Here is a 25707-nt window from a genome sequence, read left to right as displayed (position 1 = left end):
TTCTACAACACCTGAGAACAATAATGAAAAAGTTCCTTATCATTTTCATCGCTATCTTTGCATTTGGTTCAATTGGCGGCGTATTCTTAGCGGGCCTTAATATGTACACCCGCTCAACCACACCGCTAGAATCACCAACCAATCAACAGCAAGAAACCACTACAGCACCGACACAACAACAATAACGGGCTGTAACACTTATATTTTATCCATTTATCTTCGTGTCAAGTGAGGGACCCCATGAATAACGCATATTTTGTCACTCCACAATGGTTAAAAGATCATCTTGATGATGAGAATATTGTCATCCTTGATGCAACCGCCCCACCGCCACCGCAACAAATTGATTGCCATAAACTTTGGCTGGATACTCATATTCCCGGCGCCCAATTTTTTGATTTAGACAAAGTTGCCAATCATCAAAGTGGATTGCCCCATATGCTGCCCGATCCGCAAACTTTTAGTCAGGCTGTTGGCGCAATGGGCATTAGTGAAAATCATTTAGTCGTGATTTATGACCAAGGCAATATGTTCTCCGCCCCTCGCGCGTGGTGGACATTTAAGATATTCGGCAGCCATAACGTCCGTATTCTTGATGGCGGTTTACAAGGCTGGCAACAGGCAGGATTGCCAACAGAATCAGGTGAAGTGAAACGCAATCCGCAAATCTTTAATGCCGATTTCGATGCTGACAAAGTGAAATCCCTGGAACAAATTCTGGATTCGCTCAATGATCAACAGATCCAAGTTGTCGATGCCAGAGCAACAGACCGTTTTCAAGCCAAAGCGCCAGAACCGCGCCCTGGCTTAAAAATGGGCCATATTCCCGGTAGTAAAAACGTTCCGTGGACCATGTTAGTAGAAAATGGTCATTTTAAATCAGTAAGTGAAATGACAGATATTTTCCATAAACAAGATGTCGATTTAACCAAATCTGTCATCGCCAGTTGTGGATCAGGTATGACCGCTGCCGTTTTGGTGCTAGGTTTAGAGATCATCGGCAAGAAGGATGTTTATTTATATGATGGCTCATGGGCTGAATGGGGAGCAGACAATAATACCCTACCACTTGAGAAATAATTAAATACCATAGGGCATCTCTATGCCCTTTAATTATTTAGCATAAACAAATAGATATATTGTTCGATCATCAGATAACCGTCAATCAAATAATTCACGTATCGTTATATTTCACAACCCCATTTATTAATTTAATTCCTCATTATTCAATTACTATTATTTTTTATTAATCATTAATGACATAAAACAATGAGATAAATACATTTGCAAATTCAAATATTATTATTATTAACTTAAAATTCAACTCTGTTTTTTATTTAAAAATAAGATTAAGCTACTATTCCAATAGGAGCTAATTATTGCCAGCCATTCTTATCAATAAATCGTGGGTATGAACGGCATATGAAGAGATCAACACCAAAATGTGTTGAAACTCTTTATGACAAAGCAAGAAAAATAAAACATCCTAATGCACTAAGTACTGAAAGAGTTAAATATTAATGTTTTTACCAAAGCATAATGTCAACATTTATATCATAAAAATGGAGAGTAAAAATGACTATTTCTCTTAAAGATCAAAGAATAAATCTCGCGCTCAGCTTTATCAGTGGTGCAGGGAGTATAATAACCGAAAAATCTGAACCAGCTATGGTTGCGGAAAACATTCAAGCATCATTGGAAAAGAGCAAAGTCACTGCCAATAGATTCTCTATTATTTGGGGACCCGCTGTTTTTCGTGTTGATAATGGAAAAAACACTAAAAATAATAAGGACGACCACGTTTTATTCATTGTAAAAAATCGCAAAATTCCCCATGATTATCGCATCGTTATCCGTGGATCATGGTCTGATGTTAACTGGCAGGTTGAAAACTTTGCTGTACACGAAACCGTAAATTGGTCACTTTGGGATCACAATATCCCTGAAGAGTTTAAAGACGCCAAGATCTCTTATGGAACCCATATCGCATTAGACTATATTGTTAATCAAGTAAAAAGTAACAATATTCCTGGTCATGGAGAATCACTCATTGAAGCAATTAATAAAATTGCTTCGGAAAAAGGCATACATAATATTACTATCACTGGGCACAGTTTAGGTGGTATTCTCGCTTCTACCCTTGGATTATATTTAAAACGCCTATACCTTAATAAGGGTAACAACAATATTCGTATTCATGTTTGCTCTTTTGCCAGCCCAAATACCGGTAATGATATTTTTGCATCTTACATTAAATCTGTTTTTAACCACACGTCAGCAACCAGCTATAAAAGCCATTTCTTAAGGGTCCATAATCAAAAAGATGTCATTTCCCTCATCTGGAATCTGGACGGATTAGAAAAGATTCCAACTATCTATGAGCCATTAATTAAATTAGATGAGAAATTAATTGACAGATTTAAAAAGATTGTTCTGCTTGTGAAAGATAAGGGTTACACCAAACTCACGCCAGATTTATCTTTTACGGCACCTATTTTAAAATTAGATCTCAATAAGCAAGTTGTTTTTCAACATATTAAAGCTTATGCCAACCAATATGGCATGAATTTAGTCGAGGTTAATGACGGTACTCAACCACCTATTGATGATCTTGTGGTTATTAATAGTAATCTATCTCAAGATATCGTCGCTTATTTCTTACTTATACCGTTGCCTGAATGATAATATCAATATCGTATAAATTGATTATGCTTTATCTATACCCTATGGATTTCAAGATGGATCGCGGCGGCAAGGGAGCGAATCCCCGGGAGCATAGATAACTATGTGACCGGGGTGAGTGAGTGCAGCCAACAAAGAGGCAACTTGAAAGATGACGGGTATATATTTTATCTAAATTCAATGGAGCCTTATTACAAAGGTTCCATTAAAAAATAATTTAAATATAATAAAATCACCTCCCCCATATATCATTAGAATATCACTAGATTTATAATCATTCCCAATGATATTATTCACAGAGATAATCTCAACACTATTTACATATTATCATCCTTAAGAAAAACATAACCCAAAAAGATAGCAATAATATTCCAACGTAATTATTCAATACATAATTCTAGTCGTTTACTTTTAATTGCAAAATAAATAATTCATATTTTTGTCAAATTAGATAATATCAGAAAACCCATGTAATCATTTGACAGATTTGAAAGTTATTATTAACTTTAAGTTTAATTCTGTTTTTGTCCAAATAGAAGAGCAAAAGAATTAAATATTGATATTTAAACCGATACCACGCATTAACACTTATTACATGAAAAAATAAGGAGTAAAAATGTCTATTTCTCGTGAAGATCAAAAAATAAATCTCGCGCTCAGCTTCGTTATTAACTCTGGAGGTATAAAAACTAGCAAACCAGAACCGGGCATTGTTTCGGAAAATATCCAAAGATCATTGGAAAACAGTAAAGCAACAGCAAATAAATTCACTATCATTTGGGGACCCGCAGTGTTTCGCGTTGATGATGTTGACGGGAAGAAAAGCGTTATAGATAAAAAGGATGATCATGTTCTATTCATTGCGCAAAATCGCCATGATCCAAATGACTACCGCGTAGTTATTCGGGGATCATGGTCCGATATTAACTGGCTCAATGAAGATATTATTGTCTGTAAAACTCAAGATTGGACACGATGGGATGCAAGATCACCTGAAAATGCCAAGATAGCCTATGGAACTGACATGGCATTAGGTTATATTCTTAATCAATTGAGAAGCAACAATCCTCCGGGTTATGGAGAATCGCTCACTGATGCCATTGATAAAATTGCCAAGAAAGAAGGGATACAAAATATTACTGTTACAGGACACAGTTTAGGAGGCGTACTATCTTCTACCATTGGTTTATATCTAAAGAGACGATATCTTGATAAAGGAAACAACAACATTCGGATTAATGTTTGTGCTTTTGCAGGCCCAACTGCTGGTAACGATATTTTCGCATCCTACTCTGAATCTATTTTCAATGATATATCATTAGCCGGTTATAAAAGTCATTTTCTCAGAATTCATAATAGCATAGATGTCGTTCCCCTAGCCTGGCATATAAAAGATTTGGAGGAAGTTAAAGCTATCTATCCAGTGTTAACTGTCACAATTAATGCTCTTATCCTTTCCGTCCTTGATAAGTACTACACACAAATTTTCCCAAATCTCCCTATCCATTCACAGATTCCAATATTACCAATAGCGTCATTTGACGATTTACTGGTCAATATTGTTAATCAACATATTCGTGCCTATACCAAAGAGTATGACATGAGTTTCATCACTATTGATGACAATTTAAATATACCGACTGATTACGACATTGTGGTCATTAATGATAGCCTATCCGAAAGCATCATTGATCTCTTCAAATTTCTAACCAAGGATAAAATCAGTATTACATAACTTTATCCCATCATATAAGATATAAGTGGAGCCTTTATTAAAGGTTCCATTCATCGCAATAAATTATTTTCCATAAGCAGTATTATATACAAAATAACTTCACGTAACCTTTCGAAGGTGTAATGATATTTTCATGAAATCATTTAGCATATCATTATTATCACTTACCTCTAATTTCATAATAAATAATTTACATGTTGCCAAATAAAATAATATTAAAAATCCTTTGCACACATTTGACAGATTCAAAATTCATTATTAACTTTAAACTTAACTATATTTTTTACTTAAACGGAAGACTAAAAAATTAAACCTTGATGTTTGAACCCAAACATTAGTTCAACATTTACCACATAAAAAATTGGGGGGAGAGGTAAAAATGACTATATCTCTTGAAGAACAAAAACTAAATCTCGCATTAAGCCTTATTATTAATTCTGGAGAAATTTCTGACAAACCAGACAAAATAAACATCATTGAGTCTGATATTAATAAATCACTTAAAAGCAGTAAGACAACGGCAGATAAATTCTCTATCGTTTGGGGACCAGCAGTGTTTCGCATTGATGAAAAATACCATGATAAAAAATATGATCACGTTGTAATGATTGTGAAAAATACCGATAATCCAAGTGATTATCGCCTTGTTATTCGAGGAACCTGGTCCAAGATTAATGCGATTGATGAAGATCTTCTTGTAGCTACAACTGTAGACTGGTCAAATTGGGACACAAATATCCCCCAAGAATTTGAAGGCGCTAAGATCTCCTATGGAACAGACTTAGCATTAAAGTCTCTTATTAATGGCAAGCCTCTTAATAAAGATAACGTATCACTATTACTAATCGATGAAATTGATAGAATTACCACAGAAGAAGGGAAAGATAAGCTACTGAATATTACCGTCACGGGGCATAGTTTGGGAGGTTTACTAGCTTCTACTATTGGCCTATATCTTAAAAGGCGCTACATCAACAACAACAATATACGTATTCACGTCTGCTCCTTTGCAGGCCCAACTGCCGGCAATGATATTTTCGCATCCTATTCTGACTCTTTTTTCAAAGGAACATTAAGCCCTAACTCTTATGAAAGTAATTTTCTGAGAATTCATAATAATCATGATATTGTTCCCCTAGCATGGGCTATCGAAGATTTAAATAAAATTAAGACTATCTATCCACATATAGCAATCAAATTACTTGTTGATGCTGTTATTCTTCTTGTCCTCGATAAAAATTACACCCAGCTCTCTCCAGATTACTCTTTTACTATTATAAAGACTCCAGACACCGTTCACGGCTTATTTAATAAGATAGGTTATCAACATATCGATGCATATCCCGAAGGCTATGGCATGAGTTTCATTCGAACTGAGAATGCTCCAGTGACACCGACTAGTTACGATATCGTTGTGGTTAATGATAGCCTATCCAAAAGGATTATTGATCTCTTCAAATCTCTAACCAAGGATAAAATCGATATTACATAAATTTATCTTATTATGTCTATATTTGATTTAAATGGAGCCTTGATTAAAGGCTCCATTTAATTGCAATAAATTATATACCTGTCACCTTTCAAGTTGCCTCTTTGTTGGCTGCACTCACTCCTCCCAGTCACATAGTTTTCTATGCTCCCGGGGATTCGCTCCCTTACCATCGCGATGTATCTTGAAATCCATAGGGTATAATTAAATAGAACAAATAAATTATTTTTCCTACTTATCACTAATTACAGCAACTCACTATCACTCACTTTTGTAAATACCAATATAAATTATTTTCCATAGATAATATATATCCACATCCTTCACGTTATCATTCCCAATAGTTAATATAATCTTACAAAAGCATAGCATAATTTTTATCGACTATTTCAAAGTTCATAATAGATAATTTATTTTGTTAAATAAAATAACTTTAAAAAATTATATACTCCCATTTAACAGATTTAAAGACAATTATTAACTTTTACTCTGTTATTTAAATAAAAACCCAAAGTATTGATCATTGATGTTTAAGCTAACACATCAGATCATCATTCATCACATTAAAAATTGGAAATGAAAATGACAATTTCTCTTGAAGATCAAAAAATAAACCTCGCGTTAGGATTTATTATTAACTCAGGAAGTATAATAACGAATCAACCAGAGCCGACTATCGTTTCAGAAAATATTCAAAAATCATTAGCAAGTAGTAAAGCAACAGCAAATAGATTCGCTATCACTTGGGGACCTGCTGTTTTTCGTGTTGGTAGTGCTGATGTTAATAAGAAAAAAAGCGTTACAGATAAAAAAGATGATCACGTTTTATTCGTTGTGAAAGATCTCAACAATCCAAACGATTATCGAATTGTTATTCGTGGATCATGGTCTGCTGTTAACTGGTTTGATGAAAACTTCAATGTAGGTACAACTGAAAACTGGTCAATTTGGGATTCAAAAGCCCCCAAAGATGCTAAAATTTCAAAAGGAACCCATATAACTTTAGATTATATTATCAACCAAATAAAGAGCAATAACCCTGCTGGTTATGGAGAATCACTGATTGAAGCAATTGATAAAATTGCTCTGGAAGAAGGCGTACATAATATTATTCTTACGGGACATAGTTTAGGCGGTGTGATGGCCTCTACGCTTGGTCTGTATTTAAAGAGACGTTATATTGATAAAGGAAATAATAATATTCGTATTCATGTTTCCTCCTTTGCTGCCCCAACTGCCGGTAACGATGTTTTTGCATCCTATAGTGAATCTGTTTTTAATGGAACATTACTATCTAGCTATGAAAGTAATTTTCTCCGGGTCCACAATCGTAAAGATATCGTCACCCTAGCCTGGAGTGTAAAAGGATTAGAAGAAATTAAGGTTCTCTATCCAATATCCACTTTAATCGTTAATGGTCTTATCTCGGTCGTGAAGGATAAGAATTACACTCAACTGACGCCAGATTTAGCTTTTACTGCACCTGATTTAAAACCTTCTCAAGGTTTAATTGAAAAACTAGTATCTAGACACCTTGATGCTTATGCCAAAGAGTATGACATGAGTTTTACTATAGTTAATGATCGTTCTAATCCACCGACTGATTACGATATTGTTGTGATTAACGATGGTCAATCTCGCAATATTAGAAGCTTCCTCTCATCTCTCATTCAAGATGAAGATAATACCTGTTAATTCTATCGTATTGACTCTTTTTATAACTTAACCAAAATGGAACCTTGATTAAAGGTTCCATTCTTTTCCCAACGTGCCCAAATCAGTCATAGTAACCATTATCACACCAATTAAAATTTCTTTGACAAAAATATCACATAATGGTAATTAAATTCATTATTATCTAACAAAACAGGTGAAATTATTAATATTTCAATTAACACCTTTTGCTACTTTTTTATAAAACAAAACATTATAAAAGGAAACCAAAATGCAACCCCAAAAACTAGAAACCAAAAGATTAATATTATCTCCTTTAGAAAGTAAGGATCATATACAAATTCAAAACATCTTTCCTCAATGGGAAATTGTTCGCTATCTTACAGCAAACACCCCGTGGCCCTACCCAGATGATGGCGCCATGAAATATATAAATAATATCGCGCTACCATCAATGGCAAAAGGAGATGCATGGTTTTGGACTATAAGAAGGAAGGATGATCCATCAATAATAATAGGAATGATATCGCTATATGAGCAAGAAAATAATAATAGAGGTTTCTGGCTAGACCCACAATGGTATAGAAATGGATTTATGACCGAAGCAGTCCAAGTAGTTACCGATTTTTGGTTTAATACCCTAAATCGCAACGTACTCAGAGCACCTAAATCCAGTGAAAATATTGCTTCAAGGAAAATATCAATTAAAAGTGGTATGCGATTAATAAGACTAGAAAATAGAGACTTTGTTAGCGGAAGAATGCTCTCGGAGACATGGGAAATAACTCGTGATGAGTGGAATAAAAATAATCCTCAAAAAGAGTAACAGTCTTACATATTCATAGGCATGCTTTTGTCTGAACGCTGCCCAAGTTCACTTTTTATAGTAGAGAAAGAGCAAAATAATAGCCCTAATGGGCGGTTTTAAATTGCTCTTAATCATCTGTTATACCAAAGAGATCACATGCGCTATATCAGCAGATGTTTTTAATTTTCTTATCTCCTCAAACAGCGTTGTTGCCTGTTCATATTCTTTGCGCAAATAACCAAGCCACTGTTTAATCCGAGCAACATGATATTGCCCGGTATCACCCTGCTTTTCCAACCGGATATATTTTTGCAATAGCTGAACAACGCCCTGCCAGCACATTTTGGGCTCGTTATATTTCACCACTCGGCTCAAATTAGGAACGTGAAGCGCACCCCGCCCAATCATGACCGCATCGCAGCCTGTCACACTCAGGCAATCCTGCGCACTTTGCCAATCCCAAATCTCACCATTAGCGATAACCGGAATAGCAAGACGTTGACGAATTTCACCAATCGCTTGCCAGTTAATACGCTCCGCTTGATAACCATCCTCTTTGGTTCGCCCATGAACTGTAATTTCCGTCGCGCCCGCCTGTTGTACCGCATCAGCAATTTCAAATTGCCGATCACCGCTATCCCAACCCAAGCGAACCTTAACCGTCACAGGCAAATGAGCAGGTACTGCTTCACGTATCGCTTTCGCCCCCTGATAAATCAGTTCAGGATCTTTTAGCAACGTTGCCCCACCACCGCTACCATTGACCGTTTTTGACGGGCAACCGCAATTTAAATCAACCCCATAGGACCCTAATTCAATCGCGCGTGCCGCATTTTCCGCCAGCCACTGTGGATATTGACCCAAAAGCTGAATCCGTACCAATGTGCCGGATGGTGTCCGGCTTTGGTTACGTAATTCAGGACAAAGCCGATAAAAAGATTTTATCGGCAATAGGCTATCGACAACCCGTAAAAATTCCGTAATGCACAGATCATACTCATTAATCTCACTCAGAAGTTGCCTGACCAAAGAGTCCAGCACACCTTCCATCGGAGCCAGTAAAACCCGCATTAATTAACCTCTAGCGTTAAGCGATTTATGAGTCCCATCATGATTGCGGCTACGCTGACGCGAAGGCGCCCCAGAACGACGATGGCTATTTTTCTGCCGATTATCACCACGTGCCTGGCGGCCATTCTGAATAGGTTCGGCCTTGATGGTGGGATCTGGCTCATAGCCGGGAATCGCCATACGAGGAATTTCCCGTTTTAGCAAACGCTCAATATCTTTCAACAACTTGTGCTCATCAACACAGACCAAAGAAAGTGCCTGCCCTGTCGCATCTGCCCGGCCAGTACGGCCAATGCGGTGGACATAATCTTCGGCGACATTAGGCAATTCAAAATTCACCACATAAGGCAGTTGATCAATATCCAGACCGCGGGCAGCAATATCTGTTGCAACTAATACCCTGATGCGACCCGTTTTAAAATCAGCCAACGCACGGGTTCTCGCCCCCTGACTTTTGTTGCCATGAATAGCCGCAGCCGTTACACCATCTTTATTTAACTGTTCTGCCAAACGGTTTGCGCCATGTTTGGTTCGGGTAAACACCAGAACTTGCTGCCAGTTACGACTACCGATCAAGAAAGAGAGCAGCTCACCTTTACGCTTTTTATCGACAAAATGAACAAACTGTTCAATCTGTTCAGAAGCGGAGTTACGACGTGCAACCTCAACACTAACAGGGTTATGCAATAACTTATTGGCTAAGTTTTTGATATCGTCAGAGAAAGTTGCAGAAAACAGCAAATTTTGCCGTTTCGGTGGTAATTTATTCAGCACCCGACGAATGTCATGAATAAATCCCATATCCAGCATACGGTCAGCTTCATCTAATACCAGAATTTCTACCCGCGATAAATCAACTGCATTTTGATGTTCAAGATCCAGTAAACGGCCCGGTGTTGCGACCAAAATATCCACGCCACCCCGCAATTTCATCATCTGAGGGTTAATGCTAACACCGCCAAAAACAACCAGAGAGCGCAATCTGAGGTATTTACTGTAATCACGTACATTTTCTCCCACTTGAGCAGCCAATTCACGGGTTGGCGTCAGGATTAATGCTCTGACCGGCCGACGCCCTTTCGCCTGAATAGGGGAATCATTTAACCGTTGCAGCATGGGTAAGGTAAAACCTGCGGTTTTACCCGTGCCTGTTTGAGCACTCGCTAATAAATCTTTACCTGCTAATACGACAGGGATTGCCTGCTGTTGGATTGGCGTTGGCACGGAATAACCTTGTTCTTCAATGGCACGCAAAATATCAGCACTTAAGCCAAGTGATTCAAAACTCATAAATAAGAAATGCTCCAGACTTCACCATTCCTGAACGCTATTCAGGGGCAGTTTTATGGGAAGAAAATCAGACGTGGTAAATACCACAAAGGAAAAAACACAAACTGCAATGCGCCATATCTGAATTATTATATCAGATATACTTTCTGTGGGTGCAACTAAAACTACAGCTATTTACCCGGTAATTTTCATGATCCATAACATTTTTATGCAATTTACATTGATTTACTATAAGTATAGAGTTAGCCCATGATTGATATTTTGTTTAAGTCTTTTGATTATTTGCAACAGGATGCATGTCCATGTCAGTCAACAACACCCAAACCGCCAGAGGCGAACAAGCTAAACAACAGTTACTCCAAGCAGCCCTTGAAATTTTCGGTAAATCAGGACTGACCGGTGCAACGACTAGGGAAATCGCATTACGCGCTCAACAGAACATTGCTGCCATAGCCTACTATTTTGGATCTAAAGAGGGGCTTTATCAGGCAGTCGCCCAGTATATTACTGATACAATCAAGAAGGAGTTCACTCATCTTTTTAAAGAGATTGATGATTTTTTTTCATCATCAACGACAGACTCACCGGAAAATATATTGAGATTAATTCACGAAGGATTTCTTGGCGTTAATCGTCTGATGATTGAAAAAGAGAGTATCAATATCAGCCGGATAATGGCTAGAGAGCAACTCGCCCCAACGGATGCCTATACTCTAATCCACGAGCAAGCACTCGCTCCCCTCCATAATAGATTAAATAAATTGATTGCCAGCTATATCGGCGCCGATGAACATCAGCTCTCTACCATGCTGCATGCCCATGCACTCATGGGAGAAATTCTCACTTTCAGAATGGCAAGGGAAACCTTATTACGCCAAACTGGCTGGAATAATATTGGGCCAGAAGAATATAAATTGATTGATCAGATCCTTATCCAACATATTGATTTATTGCTGAATGGCCTGAAAAAACAGAATTCGAATAAATAAAATAACAGGGAATATCATGTACAAAAATAAATTCACACTGGCAATATTAGTGGTCGCCGTTGTTCTTGGCGCTATTTTAGGAAGTTACTATTATCAAGGTAAAAATGATAAAGCTCTGACTCTCTATGGCAACGTAGATATACGTACTGTTAATCTGAGTTTCCGGGTTGGTGGTAAACTCGCCAGCCTGCAAGTCGATGAAGGCGATACCATTATGGCTAATCAAGTGATCGGCCAACTGGACAATGGGCCATTTATTAACGCTCTCAATAAAGCGAAAGCCACTCTAGATAGCGCTAAAGCACGTCTGGCTATGATGGAAGAAGGTTATCGCACCGAAGAAATTGCCCAAGTCCGTTCGGAAGTTGCACAACGTGAAGCTGCCTGGCATTTCGCCGATAGTTTCTTCAAACGCCAACAAGGTCTATGGCAAAGCAAAGTTATTTCAGCCAACGAATTAGATGATGCTAAAACGAACCGTAACCAAGCGTTAGCCGCGTTACAAGCGGCAAAAGATAAATTGAATCAGTTCGAAACCGGTTATCGTAAAGAAGAAATTGCAGAAGCCAAAGGCCAGCTTGCTCAAGCCGAAGCGGCTGTTGCTCAGGCTGAATTGGACTTACAAGATACTCAACTGGCTTCTCCCTCGCCGGGTACTATCCTAACCCGCGCCATTGAACCAGGCACTATGCTGGCAGCAGGCAATACGGTGTTTACGCTCTCTCTGACTGACCCGGTTTGGGTAAGAGCCTATATCAGTGAAAGCCATCTTGGGCTGGCAACGCCCGGACGTGAAATTTTACTCTATACCGACAGCCGCAAAGATCAACCTTATCACGGCAAAATTGGTTTTGTTTCACCCACAGCCGAATTTACGCCCAAAAATGTAGAAACCCCTGATCTACGTACCGATCTAGTCTATCGGTTGCGCATTATTGTCACCGACCCAGATGAGGCCCTACGTCAAGGTATGCCAGTGACTCTGCATTTTTCCGATTCAGATAAATAAGGGGCTGTCATGAGCAGCTCTGCATATACGATCAGGTTAGAAAAAGTCGAAAAAACTTTTCCCGGCCTGAATAATCCTGCGGTATCCAGCTTAACCGCAGAGATCTACGGCGGCTCTGTTACCGGCCTCGTAGGGCCGGATGGCGCGGGAAAAACTACGCTGATACGCATGTTAGCGGGCTTACTGAAACCCAATAGTGGTTCGATTGAAATAATGGGGCTTGATCCGATAAAAAATGGCGTACAAGTGCGTTTTGAACTGGGCTATATGCCGCAGAAATTTGGCCTGTATGAAGATCTCACCGTATTAGAAAACCTGAATCTGTACGCGGATCTGCGTGGCGTACTGGGTGATGAACGTAAAAAAACCTATGAGCAATTACTCACATTTACCGATCTGACCCGTTTTACCGGGCGCCTGGCAGGTAAACTTTCAGGCGGTATGAAGCAAAAACTGGGGCTTGCCTGTACTCTGCTTGGCAAACCCAAAGTTCTGCTGCTGGATGAACCCGGCGTTGGGGTTGATCCCATCGCCCGCCGCGAACTCTGGCGCATGGTTCACGAACTGGCAGATGATGGCATGCTCATCCTCTGGAGCACTTCTTATCTGGATGAAGCTGAACAGTGTCGTGATGTCCTATTACTTAATCAAGGGAAGTTGCTCTACAACGGGCAGCCTCAAAAATTAACCCAAAAGATGTACGGACGCTCTTTTCTACTTGATACTAAACAGAACTCCCGTAGAAAAACACTGCAACGTGCCCTTACCTTGCCACAAGTAACAGATGGCGTGATTCAAGGGAAATATGTTCGTCTTATTCTCAAACCTGATGTCTCGCCGCAAGAATTGCTTAATCGGCTTGAACTGCCAAATGCTGAAATCATTAAAGCAGCCCCCCGCTTTGAAGATGCTTTTATCGATTTACTCGGTGGCGGCTCTACCCGCCGTTCAGAACTGGCAGAGATCATGCCACGGATTGCAGCTAACCCGACAGAAACGGTGATTGAAGCACAGGATTTAACTAAAAAATTTGGCGATTTTGCGGCCACTGACCATGTTGATTTTCAGGTGAAACGTGGAGAAATCTTTGGTCTGCTTGGCCCGAACGGCGCGGGTAAATCCACCACATTCAAAATGATGTGCGGCCTTATGGTACCCACTAGCGGTAAGGCTCTGGTATTAGGCATGGATCTTAAAACCAGCTCCGGGAAAGCCCGCCAACATTTGGGTTATATGGCGCAGAAATTTTCTCTGTACGGCAACCTGACGGTTGAACAGAACTTGAAATTCTTCTCCGGCATTTACGGTCTGCAAGGACGTAAACAAAAAGAGAAAATTAACGGCATGATCGACGCTTTCAATCTCAAATCGGTTTTACATCAAACCACCGACCAATTGCCTCTGGGATATAAACAGCGCCTTGCCCTCTCCTGCTCACTAATGCATGAGCCAGACATTCTGTTTCTGGACGAGCCAACCTCTGGCGTTGATCCACAGATACGACGCGAATTCTGGCTACATATCAACGGCATGGTAGATAAAGGCGTCACCGTGATGGTGACTACCCATTTTATGGATGAAGCTGAATATTGTGACCGAATAGGGCTGGTATTTCGCGGTAAATTGATTGCCGCCGGAACGCCGGATGATTTGAAACAATTGGTTGCTACCGATGAAAATCCTGATCCATCAATGGAACAGGCATTTATTGATCTGGTCATTAATTATGATGAGGAGCCACAATGAATAGCCCAAAGCAACATGCTCCACAGCAAGCTGTCCGCTTCTCTTGGTGGCGACTGAAAGCACTTTGCATAAAAGAGACAAAACAGATCTTACGCGATCCCACCAGCGGATTAATTTCCATTGTCATTCCATTGATTCTGCTATTTATCTTTGGCTATGGTATTAATCTCGACTCTAGTACCGTCCGTCTTGGTATTCTGGTAGAACAACAAAGTAAAGATGCTCGTGAGTTGATACAAGCCTTTGCCGGTTCACCTTATATTGAACCCAAAATCAGTGATAATCGTCAGCAATTAATTAATATGATGCAATCAGGAGAAATACGCGGACTGGTTGTCATTCCTGTTAATTTCGATACGCAACTTGCCCGCTCTGATGGTAAAGCACAAATTCAGGTCATTACTGATGGCAGTGAACCCAATACCGCAAGCTTTGTACAAAATTATGCCAAAGGAGTATGGCAGATTTGGCTACAACAAAGAGGGCAAGATCAGGGAAACGCGGCTAATCCATTGATTGATATGCAGGTCCGTTATTGGTTCAATTCGGCAACAATTAGCCAGCATTTCATCATTCCCGGCGCAATCACCATCATCATTACCGTGGTTGGCGCCATCCTGACATCATTGGTAGTCGCTCGTGAATGGGAACGAGGTACAATGGAAGCCCTGCTTTCTACCCAAATTACCCGTACCGAATTACTGCTCTCTAAACTCTTGCCTTACCAAATGCTTGGATCATTCTCCATGCTACTCTGTATGCTGGTGGCCATATTCGTGCTAGATGTACCCTACCGAGGCTCGCTATGGATATTGTCTGCGATCACTAGCCTCTACCTGGCTACTGCTCTTGGTATCGGACTCTTGATCTCTACGGTGACACGCAACCAATTTAATGCAGCAATGATAGCGTTGAATGTCGCTTTTCTACCTGCAATTATGCTCTCCGGCTTCATCTTTGAAATAAACAGCATGCCCGCCTTCATTCAGGTAGTGACCTATTTCATCCCGGCTCGTTATTTTGTCAGTAGCTTGCATACGCTCTTCCTGGCGGGAAATATCAGCACGGTATTGATGATAAATCTATTATTACTGATCGCCTCCGCTATTGTGTTTATTGGCCTGACTGCATGGAAAACCCAGCGGCGTCTGGATTAAGAAGGAATTAGCATGTTTTATCGTCTTTACACTCTGATTATTAAAGAATTGCAGTCTCTACTCAGAGATCCGCAAACACGGGCTATCTTGGTTATGCCGGTTATCTTCCAGATGATCTTATTTCCTCTATCAGCAACCCTTGATGTGACCAACGCGACTATTGCTATTTTTGATGAAGACAAAGGCAAAGCCTCTATTGAGCTCACCCAACGGTTGGCAAAATCAAAAGCATTTCCTGACGTGATATTGCTGGATCATTCACAAGAAATTCAACCGGTAATCGATCACCAAAAAGCCTTACTACTGGTACGCTTCCCGCAAGATTTCAGTGCTAAGATTGCCAGCCATGACCCTGTTTCTCTCCAAGTACTACTGGATGGGCGCAATTCTAACAGTGCTCAAATTGCAGCAGGCTATATCCAAGAAATTGTTCTTAACTATCAACAGGAACTGATGGGGAACCTGCCGAAAGCCAATAATAGCGAGTTGGTGATCCGCAACTGGTATAACCCTAACTTGGATTATAAATGGTTTGTCGTGCCCTCATTAGTAGCACTAATCACCACCGTCGGGATATTAACAGTCACTGCGCTGTCAATTGCGCGTGAAAGGGAACAGGGAACGCTGGACCAATTACTGGTTTCACCCATGACCACCTGGCAGATTTTCATTGGCAAAGCGGTTCCTGCGGTGATTGTCGCTACCTTTCAGGCAACTTTAGTGTTAGCTATTGGTATCTTCTGCTATCAAATTCCTTTTTCTGGTTCACTCGCGCTGTTTTACTGCGCTATGCTGATCTACAGTTTATCGCTGGTGGGATTTGGCCTGTTAATCTCCTCTCTTTGCTACACTCAGCAACAGGCGTTTATTGGTGTATTTGTCTTTATCATGCCCGCCATCTTAATTTCCGGTTATATTTCTCCGGTTGAAAATATGCCCGGATGGTTACAAGACATCACCTGGATCAATCCTATCTGGCACTTTAACGACATCACCAAGCAAATTTATCTCAAAGATGCCGATTTCACAGTTATCTGGCGGAGTCTATGGCCTCTTTTGGCTATTACTGCCACAACCGGTAATCTTGCTTATTGGTTATTTAGACGGAAGATTGCTTAAGTCAAAGAATAGAAATGAAATATATAACCTACCACCAAAATATCGGTGGTAGACAGGTTACGAACAATCAGAGTATTTTTATACAAACATTAACCAATTGAGCCGGTATCAAGGAAAACCAGACTTTAACTTATACATGACAATAATCATTTCTCAGATTTTTTATTAACTTTATAAAACAGAAATAGTGAAAATGATGATAACACTATTATCGTTAAAGGTAGAATATAAGATTCTTTATATGAAAAAAGACCGGTTATACCACCAACAAACGCGGCTATGATTTGGTGAATAAAACCAATTAATGCCATCACAGAAGAACCTGTTACAGATGTGTTATCTGAGGCAATAGATAAACTGATCGGGTAGTTTATCGCTTGCCCAAGAACAACTAAGGAATAAGCACTATATAGTATAATCTCCAGAACGCCCCCCACAATACTCCCAACAAACATAACCACACCACCAATAAGAATTAAAATTATTCCTATTTTCATGAGATTAGTTCTACCGCAATATACTATGTATCGATTTAAAATTATCGCTCCAAGTAAATAAGATATACTGATTGGAATGCCTATAATACCATATTGGCTTTCAGACCAGCCAAAATTAAACTTAAAAATCAATGGGGCCATAATATTGAATGATATAATTGCACCATAGCCAATTCCACCAATGAAAACCGCACATATATAATATTTATTTTTTAACAAATTGATATAGTTATATACTGAATTTTCTTCATTTTTACTGTGATTATATTTTTCCGATGGCAACAACAGCATTGAGATTAATGATCCAAAAGCCAAAACATAAAATATAGATTTCCACCCCAGAGTAGTCAGTATAACAGAACCTATCGATTGCCCAATTCCCAAAGAAATGACAAATGCTATAGATAAGTAAGATAATGCTTTTGCCAACTCATCTCCTCTAAAATTATCACGCAAAATTGATCTGGCAATAACAGAAACTCCACCGGCTCCAACTCCCTGAAAGAATCTAATTAAAATCAAAGAATAAATATTAGTTGATAGCGTCACACCAATACTACATGCAAATAATATAATAAGAGCAAAAAACATTGACTTCTTTTTCCCAAAAATATCACATATTCCCCCCCACACCAGCATTAATGAAGCCATTCCAATTAAGTATGATGAAAGCATCCATGAAGTATGATTTATATTTAAGTGTAAGTCTGACGCGATTTCAGGTACAGCAGGGAGATATATGGTCATACCAAGTTGGGCTATAAAAATGGATATACATGGTATTAATAATAATTTTTTTTTCATTTTTATGAACCGATAATTGTTTTGTACACTTGGAAAATGATTTTAATGAGAAGATTTAATATGGGGTATGAGATTTTTATCCCCTCCCCACAATAAAATTATCTTCTTTACGCTACACTTATTAGGGAGTTTAAAGTGGCACTCTCTTGATATAAGGACTCTCTTAAGAAATCAGTAATTAAATAACAAAATCGTTTAATTAAATCACTATCCATGTCAGCTCTGAGAGTTACTCTAATTGCAGCCCGCCCTTGAGGAACGACAGGGAAAAAAACTGACGATGTAAAAAAGCCATTTTCAGCTAGAAATGCAGCCGTTTTATTTGCCAACGCAGCATCACCACATTGAATTAATCGTATTGCAGTCGAACTGCCAAATTGATCTGTAGTGATTAAACTGTCAAATAATTGTATATTTTTTTCAATTTTTCCTGAAGCTCTTTAAGCTCAGGCTTGTAATGTATCCTAATTGAAGCTCTTCCAGCTCCTATTGCCGCTGAATTTAAGCTCTGAGACCAATTACTCAGGCCACCATAGCGATGAATGAGTTTCTTTTGATTACGACTGCCCAACATGACTAAACCACCACTGGCTGCAAATGATTTAGCCAAAGAAGCAACGATAATGGAGTCTTCATCCAGCTCCTTAATATGTGACCTTACATATCCACAGCCTTTATCTCCTATAGCAGATAAAGCATGTGAATCATCCAAGTAGGTGAATAACCCATATCGTTCTTTTAAATACATTATTGAACTTATGTCAGCAACACCCCCCATACTATATACACCGTCTGCCACATAAACTACTTTCTTATGTATTTTACATATATCTTCAAGATAACCCATATCGTTATGTGGAGCTGTTATCACCTCGGTTTCATCAGCACATGACGGTTTTAAATGGTTCATAGAATAATGAGAATATTTGTCAAATACCATCACCGGGTTTACGTTTCCAGTGAAAACACCCGATGCAAGCAAAGGCAATATCCCTGAACTTGCAGAACTACATGATAATGTACTTAAACATTCGGCATTAAATAACGCTGACAATTCCTGTTCATAATCTTCCAAGATGGAAAGTTTACACCTATTCTTCGAGTTAGGTATGCGAAGTGACCCAGTTTCTTTTATCGCGTCTATAGCACCATTTAATATATCTTTATGATAATCTAGACCAAGATATGATGTAGTACAGAAATGATGAAAATCTCGGCCATATTGGTCTGTCATATAATTTATACCAGATACCTTTACATCTAAACCTGATATCTTATTATTTTCTGCATTTTCCCAATCATTTTCTGAGATGTTAATAATTTTCTTGTAATTTATAAATTTATTATTATTCATATAATAAATCCCATTGAATTCTCTTGTGAGAATATTGTGAATCATGGCTCCGATGTAATAAATTTTCCCTTTGTAGCAATTTATATTATCATGAAAAAAAATCAATTAATCATAAATAATTCATATAAAAATACATATTAACCATTATAATTACGCCACTTATACTCAAGATACTTCAAAGTGCATGTTTGAAAAAAGATTATGTTGTTGAATTTAAATGTTTTTATGTCTGACGGCTCAAGCATCTTGAAGTTCATTCGGTATATTTTATAATAACAAAAAATTATTATATTTGGAGTAATAATGCCTCAGTAAATAGCCTGAGATTTGCTTAAAGCTCCTGAGGCATAATCAAAGTTTTTGCTAAAGAAAATAAAATTATGGAGATCCTCAGGCATATCTAAAATTGCTTATACATTCCAACATAAAAAACCGAGATTGAATTTATGGGATTGTGATATCGCTATTTTTAAACAAAGCTGAGGTTAAATATGAATTACGTGGAGTTAATCCGCATTCAAGACATGCTTCATAGGCATTTCTCACCATCAACTGCTAAACCAATTTAAAAGAATCATTCGGTATAAAAAAATAACCACACCAGTTATTTAGATATTATTGATTCCATAAATACTTTTTTAACATAAGCATCAGCACAATTCATAAAAATATAATCGTGAATTTTTAGATCAATAAAGCAATATAATTCTTTGTTATTAGAAAATAAACCCAAAACTCAGTGTAGCTAAAATTACTTTAGCTACACTGGAAAATATCAATTAACGGCGATCGCCAAAAATACGCAATAACATCAAGAACATGTTGATGAAGTCTAGATACAGCGTCAGTGCGCCAACAATCGAGAATTTACGCAAATTCTCTTTGTCATTCACATCCAGATCTTCACCCATCTCTTTTAGCTTCTGAGTGTCATAAGCGGTCAAGCCCGCAAAGATAACGACGCCAATGTAGGTTACTGCCCACGTCAACGCTGCACTCTTTAACCATAAGTTGATCAGAGAAGCCAAAATGATGCCGATCAGCCCCATAAACAAGAAGCTACCAAGGCCACTCAGGCTACGTTTGGTGGTATAGCCGTAAAAACTCAGCGCACCAAACATCCCCGCCGTCACGACAAAAGTGCTAGCAATGGAGCCGATAGAATAGATAACGAAAATACTGGAAAGCGTCAGGCCGGTCAGCGCCGAATAGAGCATAAACAACCCTGTGGCTAACGAAGCTCCCATGCGGTTAATCATGCCAGAGAGGACGAAAACCAACCCAAACTGGGCAATAATCAATCCATAGAATAGTATTGAGTGTGAAAAAATATATGAAACAACATCCTGATGTAGTGACACATACCAAGCCACAAACGCGGTTAACAACAGACCACAAGTCATCCAGCCATAAACCTGGGCCATATAAGTTTGTAGGCCGGTTCCAGCTTGCTGGATTATCGAACCATTAGAGCGTGGATATCGATCCATGAAGCTTACCTTTATATAACGATATTAAAAACCTAGGTTGTTCAGTATCAACAACCCACTCAAGTTTTATACATTATCATAGAAAATAAACAAAACAATTAACTATTCAATAATTACTCATATAGCAATCTTTTTATTCAATCCTTTTTCGAAGCGCTTCGCAGAATTTAGCTAACACTTTCATGACCAACGTTTCACGGCTTCCTGATCACTCTCACGGGATTCAACCCAACGTTCACCATCAGGCAAAAACTCTTTTTTCCAGAAAGGCGCCTGCGTTTTCAAGTAATCCATAATAAATTCAGCCGCTTCAAATGCCATATGACGATGAGCACCGGTTACACCTACAAACACAATCTGATCACCCGGGCGCAGCGTACCAACCCGATGGACAACACTGATTCGCTGCAACGGCCAGCGATTGCGGGCTTCGGTAACAATATTCCGTAACGTTTTTTCCGTCATGCCCGGATAATGTTCCAATCTCATCGCCCCGACATTATCGCCCAAATTATGATTGCGGACTTTGCCGGTGAACGTGACGATAGCACCATCTTCATCACATTGAGCAAGCCATTGATATTCATCCCCTACATTGAAATTTTCCGGCCCAACGAAAATGCGGGTGTTTTTCATTTATCATCCCCCAGTCACTGGGGGGAAAAAGGCCACTTCATCACCATCCTGTAATAAGTGCCCGCCATGAACGAGAGATTGGTTTACCGCTGCCAACAATTTTCCATCTTCCAACGCCAAGGCCCAACGTTCTCCCTTTGCTATTAACGCCTTTCTCAAACTATCAACGGTTGTATAACGATTATCGAGATCCAGTGAATCAGTACCTACCAGCTCACGTACCTGAGCAAAAAATAGTACTTTAATCATTGCTCCACCTTAAAATGGCCTAATTTTCCACCTATCTTCTCCAGCAAACGCACTGGCCCAATGACCATATCTTTCTGTACCGCTTTACACATATCGTAAATTGTCAAAGCCGCGACTGACGCTGCTGTCAGTGCCTCCATTTCAACCCCGGTTCTCCCGGTCAGACGACAACAAGATTCAATTCTAACCCGGTTATATTCTGTCTGTGCCTCCAACTGGATTTCTACTTTAGTTAGCTGTAATGGATGACATAGCGGAATTAATTCCCATGTGCGCTTTGCCGCTTGAATACCCGCAATCCTCGCGGTTGCAAATACATCACCTTTGTGATGGCTGCCGTCAATAATCATTGCCAATGTTTCCGGCTTCATTTCAACAAAAGCTTCTGCCCGAGCCTCGCGTGATGTTTCAGCTTTAGCAGAAATATCAACCATATGCGCTTCACCGGTAGAATTGATGTGAGTTAATTGAGACATTCTCAGCTCCTGAAAAAACAACAATATCTAGACGGTAAATCAACCGCCAATGACAGAAAGATTTGGGGTGATGCCGCTGTCGCCTTGATGAAGAAAATGGGTTTCCCGTTTATGGCGCAGCCCACCCTGAATACGCAATTTCAGATCATCGAGCTGTTCTTCACTCGCCAATAAGTCACGCAGTGGTATCCCCTGTTCACCAAACAGGCATAAATGAAGATTACCTATTGAAGAAACACGTAACCGATTACAACTTCGACAAAAATCTTTCTCATAAGGCATAATCAGACCAATTTCTCCCTGATAATCAGGATGGTTAAAAACCTGTGCCGGTCCATCACTGCGTGAACGTTGAAGCAAATGCCAACCATCAAGCAACAGACGTTCCCGGATAGTTTCCCCCGAAATGTGGTATTGACGAAACATTTCACCACCATCACCAGTTTCCATCAACTCGATAAATCTCAATTGAATCGGACGATTTTTTATCCAGTTCAAGAAAGCGGGCAGGCGGATATCATTAACATTTTTCATCAGCACCACGTTGACTTTCACTTTATTAAAACCCGCCGCAAATGCTGCATCAATACCGCCCATCACCTGAAAAAATTTGTCCTGTCCGGTAATTGCATGAAACTGGCGGGGATCAAGCGTGTCCATACTGACATTCACTGCGGTTAAACCCGCCTGTTTCCACTGAGCAACATCCCGTTCCATTCGATAACCGTTAGTAGTTACCGCCAGGGTTTTAATCAACTTATTCTCACGGATAGCGGAAATAATATCGGTGAAATCACGGCGCATGGTCGGTTCGCCACCCGTCAAACGGATTTTCTCGGTACCCAACTCAGAAAACGCTCGGCCAACAAGGCGGATTTCGGATAATGTCAAAAAGGAATGATGTCCACGGGGTTTATAACCCTCCGGCAAGCAATAAGTACACCGAAAATTACATACATCGGTAATAGATAGCCGCAAATAGTAAAATTTACGGGCAAAAGCGTCTATGAGTTGTTCCACAATAACACCCTTCCAAACACGGGAGACGCGGGCATTTCTACCTCACATCCTGATGACTCAATGGTCACGGCCAAAACATCATATCGCTGTGTAAAAAGTGAGTTAGATGCAGAGGCTAGGAGTTAATTTCAACATCTATGATTTACATTCCCAATACAAATTCTAGCGCTTAACAAAGGAAAATGCGAATACCTGCCTTCGTTATATAATTGAATATACAATGAATTAGCCAGTGGCAGAATAAATCGCAGGCAATTTCTATTGATGATTAATTAAAACATTGCGTCCAATCATAACGCGAGTTGGTTAATCGTGTTTTATAATAAATTACGTTAAAATTATTTGGTAAATATACGTTCAGTTAGCAACAGGAATTCTATGCGAAACCGCACATTAGCCGATTTAGATCGGGTAGTTGCTTTAGGCGGAGGTCATGGCCTTGGGCGCGTTATGTCCTCTCTTTCATCATTAGGCTCCCGCCTGACAGGTATCGTCACCACGACAGATAATGGCGGCTCTACCGGCAGAATCCGACGCTCAGAAGGCGGTATTGCCTGGGGTGATACCCGCAATTGTTTAAATCAGCTTATTACCGAACCCAGTGTCGCATCGGCAATGTTCGAATACCGTTTCGGCGGCAATGGCGAATTGGCAGGGCATAACTTGGGTAATCTGATGCTTAAAGCGTTGGATCATCTGAGTGTCAGGCCCCTTGAGGCGATTAATTTAATCCGCAGTTTGCTGAAAGTTAATGCTCATCTTATTCCAATGTCTGAACAGCCCGTTGACCTGATGGCGATAGATGATCAAGGCAACACCATTTATGGCGAAGTTAATGTTGATCAGTTGCACTGTATTCCTCAGGAGTTGATGCTTTATCCTCCCGCGACGGCAACAAAAGAGGCATTGGAGGCTATTACTCAGGCAGATCTGATTATCATCGGCCCAGGCAGCTTCTTTACTAGTCTGATGCCATTGCTTTTGCTTGAAGATCTCACCCAAGCACTGCGTCGTAGCTATGCCAATATGATTTATATCGGTAATCTTGGCAAAGAATTAAGTGCCGCCGCTGCTGAACTGACACTGAAAGATAAGCTGGAAATAATGGAAAACAAAATTGGCAGCCGGATAATTGATGCGGTCATTGTTGGCCCGTGCACAGATATCAGCGGCCTTAACGACCGAATTATCACTCAGCAAATACTCGAAGCACAGGATGTTCCCTACCGCCATGACCGTGAATTACTGCATCAAGCGTTAGAGAATACCCTGCAAAACCTTGGGTGACGTTCCCTCCGTAAAGAAGGTACCGCAAAAGCTCTCCTTTATCAGCTAAGATTGAGGTTCCCATTCCAAACGCGGTTCCTTCATGACGACATTTCTACGACAACTGATGCTTTCCATTCACACCGGGTGTCAGAAAAATCTACCCAAAATTGCGGTTTATTTATCATGCGGAGAAAGAGCGGTATTTTCTGCCTTACGTAGCATCCAGAGACTGGAGTTCCAATAACAGGCAATAAATCTCTGCGGGTTTATTTTCAATGCTGGCCTTTTGCGACACCCTCGCATTAGGCCAGGATTTACGAGGCAATTGTTAAAAAAAGCCTTTTTTATCTATCAGCGTGGTTTTAAAAGCGGGTAAAAAGTCCGATGTCATGCTGACATTGGAAGAGAAAACGCAACTTGAAAGATGACGGGTATATCGGTAAATCAGTAATACTGCCCTCCACTTATTTTACATTTACCTAACCAGACATGACTATTTAAAAAGACAAACAGGGAAAGATTAAACATTTCATTCAACGGACTGATTTAACACAACGAATCAAAGTTTTCAGTAGTGTGATTAATGACATTTAGTCGAAATTCACTAACCATTAACCGAAGGTTGAAAAGCAGTAATCACGTAAAATAACATCAATAGAATAAACTGACATTCAAGTATTTTTTCACTATGTACTAGAAAACTATTTATTAGTGATTTAATGAAGAAAAAAACAAAGGGGGATGATTCATAAAAACCCACAGAATTGTCAGTAAAACCATCACTGACTACCCAACCAGAAAGCTGGTTTTTTTTCTGATTAAGAATACCTTCTTCCACTTTGGCAATATTTTCTGGGGAATATTTTTTTAGTCCTTCCAGCTCATGACGGTGAAAACGCAGGTGAGAGCCAAACTCTTCGCGAAAGCGCTGGTAACAGGCCAGAATGCGTTGCTTTTTCTCCAGGATGTAACCCTGTTTAAAAAACAGGGTAATTGAGAGACCCAGACGAGAAACGGTCAGCCCATCGCCATTGAGGAAGGTAAACGCGGTCAGTTGTGATTTCAACTGGGCAAAGTCATCTACAGTTTCCATCATTTTCTCCGTAAGTTATGAGTCGGTGGATAATCTGTTATTCCCACATA

The 25707-nt window shown here is 39.6% G+C and carries 23 protein-coding genes, 1 pseudogene and 1 riboswitch; of the genes and pseudogenes, 13 read left to right on the top strand and 11 right to left on the bottom strand.

The window, feature by feature from the left end:
* The first annotated feature begins 23 nt into the window (after positions 1-23).
* The 7 genes from EAE90_RS19910 (at position 24) to EAE90_RS19880 (ending at position 8406) form a co-directional block, all read left to right on the top strand.
* Positions 24-185, top strand: a complete 162-nt coding sequence (locus tag EAE90_RS19910) for a hypothetical protein (RefSeq protein WP_214054961.1) — start codon at positions 24-26, stop codon at positions 183-185.
* Positions 186-240: 55 nt separating this feature from the next.
* On the top strand, positions 241-1080 hold the full coding sequence (gene sseA, locus EAE90_RS19905; protein WP_214054960.1) for a 3-mercaptopyruvate sulfurtransferase: 840 nt from the start codon (positions 241-243) through the stop codon (positions 1078-1080).
* A 495-nt stretch (positions 1081-1575) separates the two neighbouring features.
* Positions 1576-2682, top strand: coding sequence for a lipase family protein (locus EAE90_RS19900; protein WP_214054959.1), 1107 nt, complete (start codon positions 1576-1578; stop codon positions 2680-2682).
* Positions 2683-3298: 616 nt separating this feature from the next.
* Positions 3299-4417 carry a lipase family protein gene (locus EAE90_RS19895; RefSeq protein ID WP_214054958.1) on the top strand — a complete coding sequence of 373 codons (1119 nt, stop codon included), beginning with the start codon at positions 3299-3301 and terminating at the stop codon, positions 4415-4417.
* A gap of 379 nt (positions 4418-4796) precedes the next feature.
* The gene (locus EAE90_RS19890) at positions 4797-5909 is read left to right on the top strand and encodes a lipase family protein (RefSeq protein ID WP_214054957.1); all 1113 of its coding nucleotides are present in this window, start codon (positions 4797-4799) and stop codon (positions 5907-5909) included.
* A 579-nt stretch (positions 5910-6488) separates the two neighbouring features.
* Complete coding sequence (locus EAE90_RS19885; RefSeq protein ID WP_214054956.1) at positions 6489-7601, top strand: lipase family protein; 1113 nt, start codon at positions 6489-6491, stop codon at positions 7599-7601.
* A 250-nt stretch (positions 7602-7851) separates the two neighbouring features.
* Positions 7852-8406, top strand: a complete 555-nt coding sequence (locus EAE90_RS19880; RefSeq protein ID WP_214054955.1) for a GNAT family N-acetyltransferase — start codon at positions 7852-7854, stop codon at positions 8404-8406.
* Between the two features lie 120 nt (positions 8407-8526).
* Here EAE90_RS19880 and dusC read toward each other — a convergent pair whose 3' ends face one another.
* A complete protein-coding gene (dusC, locus tag EAE90_RS19875) occupies positions 8527-9459 on the bottom strand; it encodes a tRNA dihydrouridine(16) synthase DusC (RefSeq protein ID WP_214054954.1) in 933 nt (310 codons plus the stop codon).
* A 3-nt stretch (positions 9460-9462) separates the two neighbouring features.
* A complete protein-coding gene (gene rhlE, locus EAE90_RS19870; RefSeq protein WP_214054953.1) occupies positions 9463-10749 on the bottom strand; it encodes an ATP-dependent RNA helicase RhlE in 1287 nt (428 codons plus the stop codon).
* 302 nt (positions 10750-11051) lie between these two features.
* Here rhlE and EAE90_RS19865 point away from each other — a divergent pair, with 302 nt between their 5' ends.
* From EAE90_RS19865 to EAE90_RS19845, 5 genes are read left to right on the top strand one after another with little or no spacing between them, the layout of a single operon-like run.
* Entirely contained in the window at positions 11052-11738 is a 687-nt protein-coding gene (locus EAE90_RS19865; RefSeq protein ID WP_214054952.1) for a transcriptional regulator, read from the top strand.
* A 16-nt stretch (positions 11739-11754) separates the two neighbouring features.
* Complete coding sequence (gene hlyD, locus EAE90_RS19860) at positions 11755-12747, top strand: secretion protein HlyD (RefSeq protein ID WP_214054951.1); 993 nt, start codon at positions 11755-11757, stop codon at positions 12745-12747.
* 9 nt (positions 12748-12756) lie between these two features.
* Positions 12757-14493: an ATP-binding cassette domain-containing protein gene (locus EAE90_RS19855; RefSeq protein WP_214054950.1), complete on the top strand. Its 1737-nt coding sequence runs from the start codon at positions 12757-12759 to the stop codon at positions 14491-14493.
* The gene (locus EAE90_RS19850; protein ID WP_214054949.1) at positions 14490-15650 is read left to right on the top strand and encodes an ABC transporter permease; all 1161 of its coding nucleotides are present in this window, start codon (positions 14490-14492) and stop codon (positions 15648-15650) included. The genes EAE90_RS19855 and EAE90_RS19850 overlap by 4 nt, the downstream gene beginning before the upstream one ends.
* Before the next feature lie 12 nt (positions 15651-15662).
* Positions 15663-16769, top strand: coding sequence for an ABC transporter permease (locus tag EAE90_RS19845; protein WP_214054948.1), 1107 nt, complete (start codon positions 15663-15665; stop codon positions 16767-16769).
* A gap of 146 nt (positions 16770-16915) precedes the next feature.
* Here the strand turns inward: EAE90_RS19845 and EAE90_RS19840 are convergent, their stop codons facing one another.
* The 8 genes from EAE90_RS19840 to moaA all read right to left on the bottom strand — a co-directional run bounded on the left by EAE90_RS19840 (position 16916) and on the right by moaA (position 23298).
* Positions 16916-18070, bottom strand: a complete 1155-nt coding sequence (locus EAE90_RS19840; protein ID WP_036777881.1) for an MFS transporter — start codon at positions 18068-18070, stop codon at positions 16916-16918.
* A 107-nt stretch (positions 18071-18177) separates the two neighbouring features.
* Complete coding sequence (locus EAE90_RS24030; RefSeq protein WP_242685545.1) at positions 18178-18399, bottom strand: hypothetical protein; 222 nt, start codon at positions 18397-18399, stop codon at positions 18178-18180.
* A gap of 62 nt (positions 18400-18461) precedes the next feature.
* Positions 18462-19424: an aminotransferase class I/II-fold pyridoxal phosphate-dependent enzyme gene (locus EAE90_RS19835; protein ID WP_246550990.1), complete on the bottom strand. Its 963-nt coding sequence runs from the start codon at positions 19422-19424 to the stop codon at positions 18462-18464.
* 779 nt (positions 19425-20203) lie between these two features.
* Entirely contained in the window at positions 20204-20914 is a 711-nt protein-coding gene (locus EAE90_RS19830) for a Bax inhibitor-1/YccA family protein (RefSeq protein ID WP_214054947.1), read from the bottom strand.
* A gap of 180 nt (positions 20915-21094) precedes the next feature.
* Positions 21095-21550 carry a molybdopterin synthase catalytic subunit MoaE gene (gene moaE, locus EAE90_RS19825; protein ID WP_214054946.1) on the bottom strand — a complete coding sequence of 152 codons (456 nt, stop codon included), beginning with the start codon at positions 21548-21550 and terminating at the stop codon, positions 21095-21097.
* Positions 21551-21553: 3 nt separating this feature from the next.
* Positions 21554-21799 carry a molybdopterin synthase sulfur carrier subunit gene (gene moaD, locus EAE90_RS19820; RefSeq protein WP_214054945.1) on the bottom strand — a complete coding sequence of 82 codons (246 nt, stop codon included), beginning with the start codon at positions 21797-21799 and terminating at the stop codon, positions 21554-21556.
* Positions 21796-22275 carry a cyclic pyranopterin monophosphate synthase MoaC gene (gene moaC, locus EAE90_RS19815; protein ID WP_214054944.1) on the bottom strand — a complete coding sequence of 160 codons (480 nt, stop codon included), beginning with the start codon at positions 22273-22275 and terminating at the stop codon, positions 21796-21798. Before moaC ends, moaD begins: the two co-directional genes overlap by 4 nt.
* A 39-nt stretch (positions 22276-22314) precedes the next feature.
* A complete protein-coding gene (gene moaA / locus EAE90_RS19810; RefSeq protein ID WP_214054974.1) occupies positions 22315-23298 on the bottom strand; it encodes a GTP 3',8-cyclase MoaA in 984 nt (327 codons plus the stop codon).
* Positions 23285-23429, bottom strand: a riboswitch (molybdenum cofactor riboswitch). It overlaps the preceding gene by 14 nt.
* Before the next feature lie 244 nt (positions 23430-23673).
* On the opposite strand from moaA, the gene yvcK reads away from it, so the two are divergent.
* Positions 23674-24582 (top strand): uridine diphosphate-N-acetylglucosamine-binding protein YvcK, encoded by a 909-nt coding sequence (yvcK, locus tag EAE90_RS19805; protein WP_214054943.1) that lies wholly within the window; start codon positions 23674-23676, stop codon positions 24580-24582.
* A gap of 730 nt (positions 24583-25312) precedes the next feature.
* Here yvcK and EAE90_RS24510 read toward each other — a convergent pair.
* Positions 25313-25657: pseudogene (locus tag EAE90_RS24510) on the bottom strand (type VI immunity family protein); the annotation flags it as partial.
* Between the last annotated feature and the right edge of the window lie 50 nt (positions 25658-25707).

Origin of the sequence: Photorhabdus caribbeanensis (genome assembly GCF_018448885.1) — a bacterium.
Taxonomy (GTDB): Bacteria; Pseudomonadota; Gammaproteobacteria; order Enterobacterales; family Enterobacteriaceae; genus Photorhabdus; species Photorhabdus caribbeanensis.
This window is presented reverse-complemented; position numbering and strand designations above follow the sequence as displayed.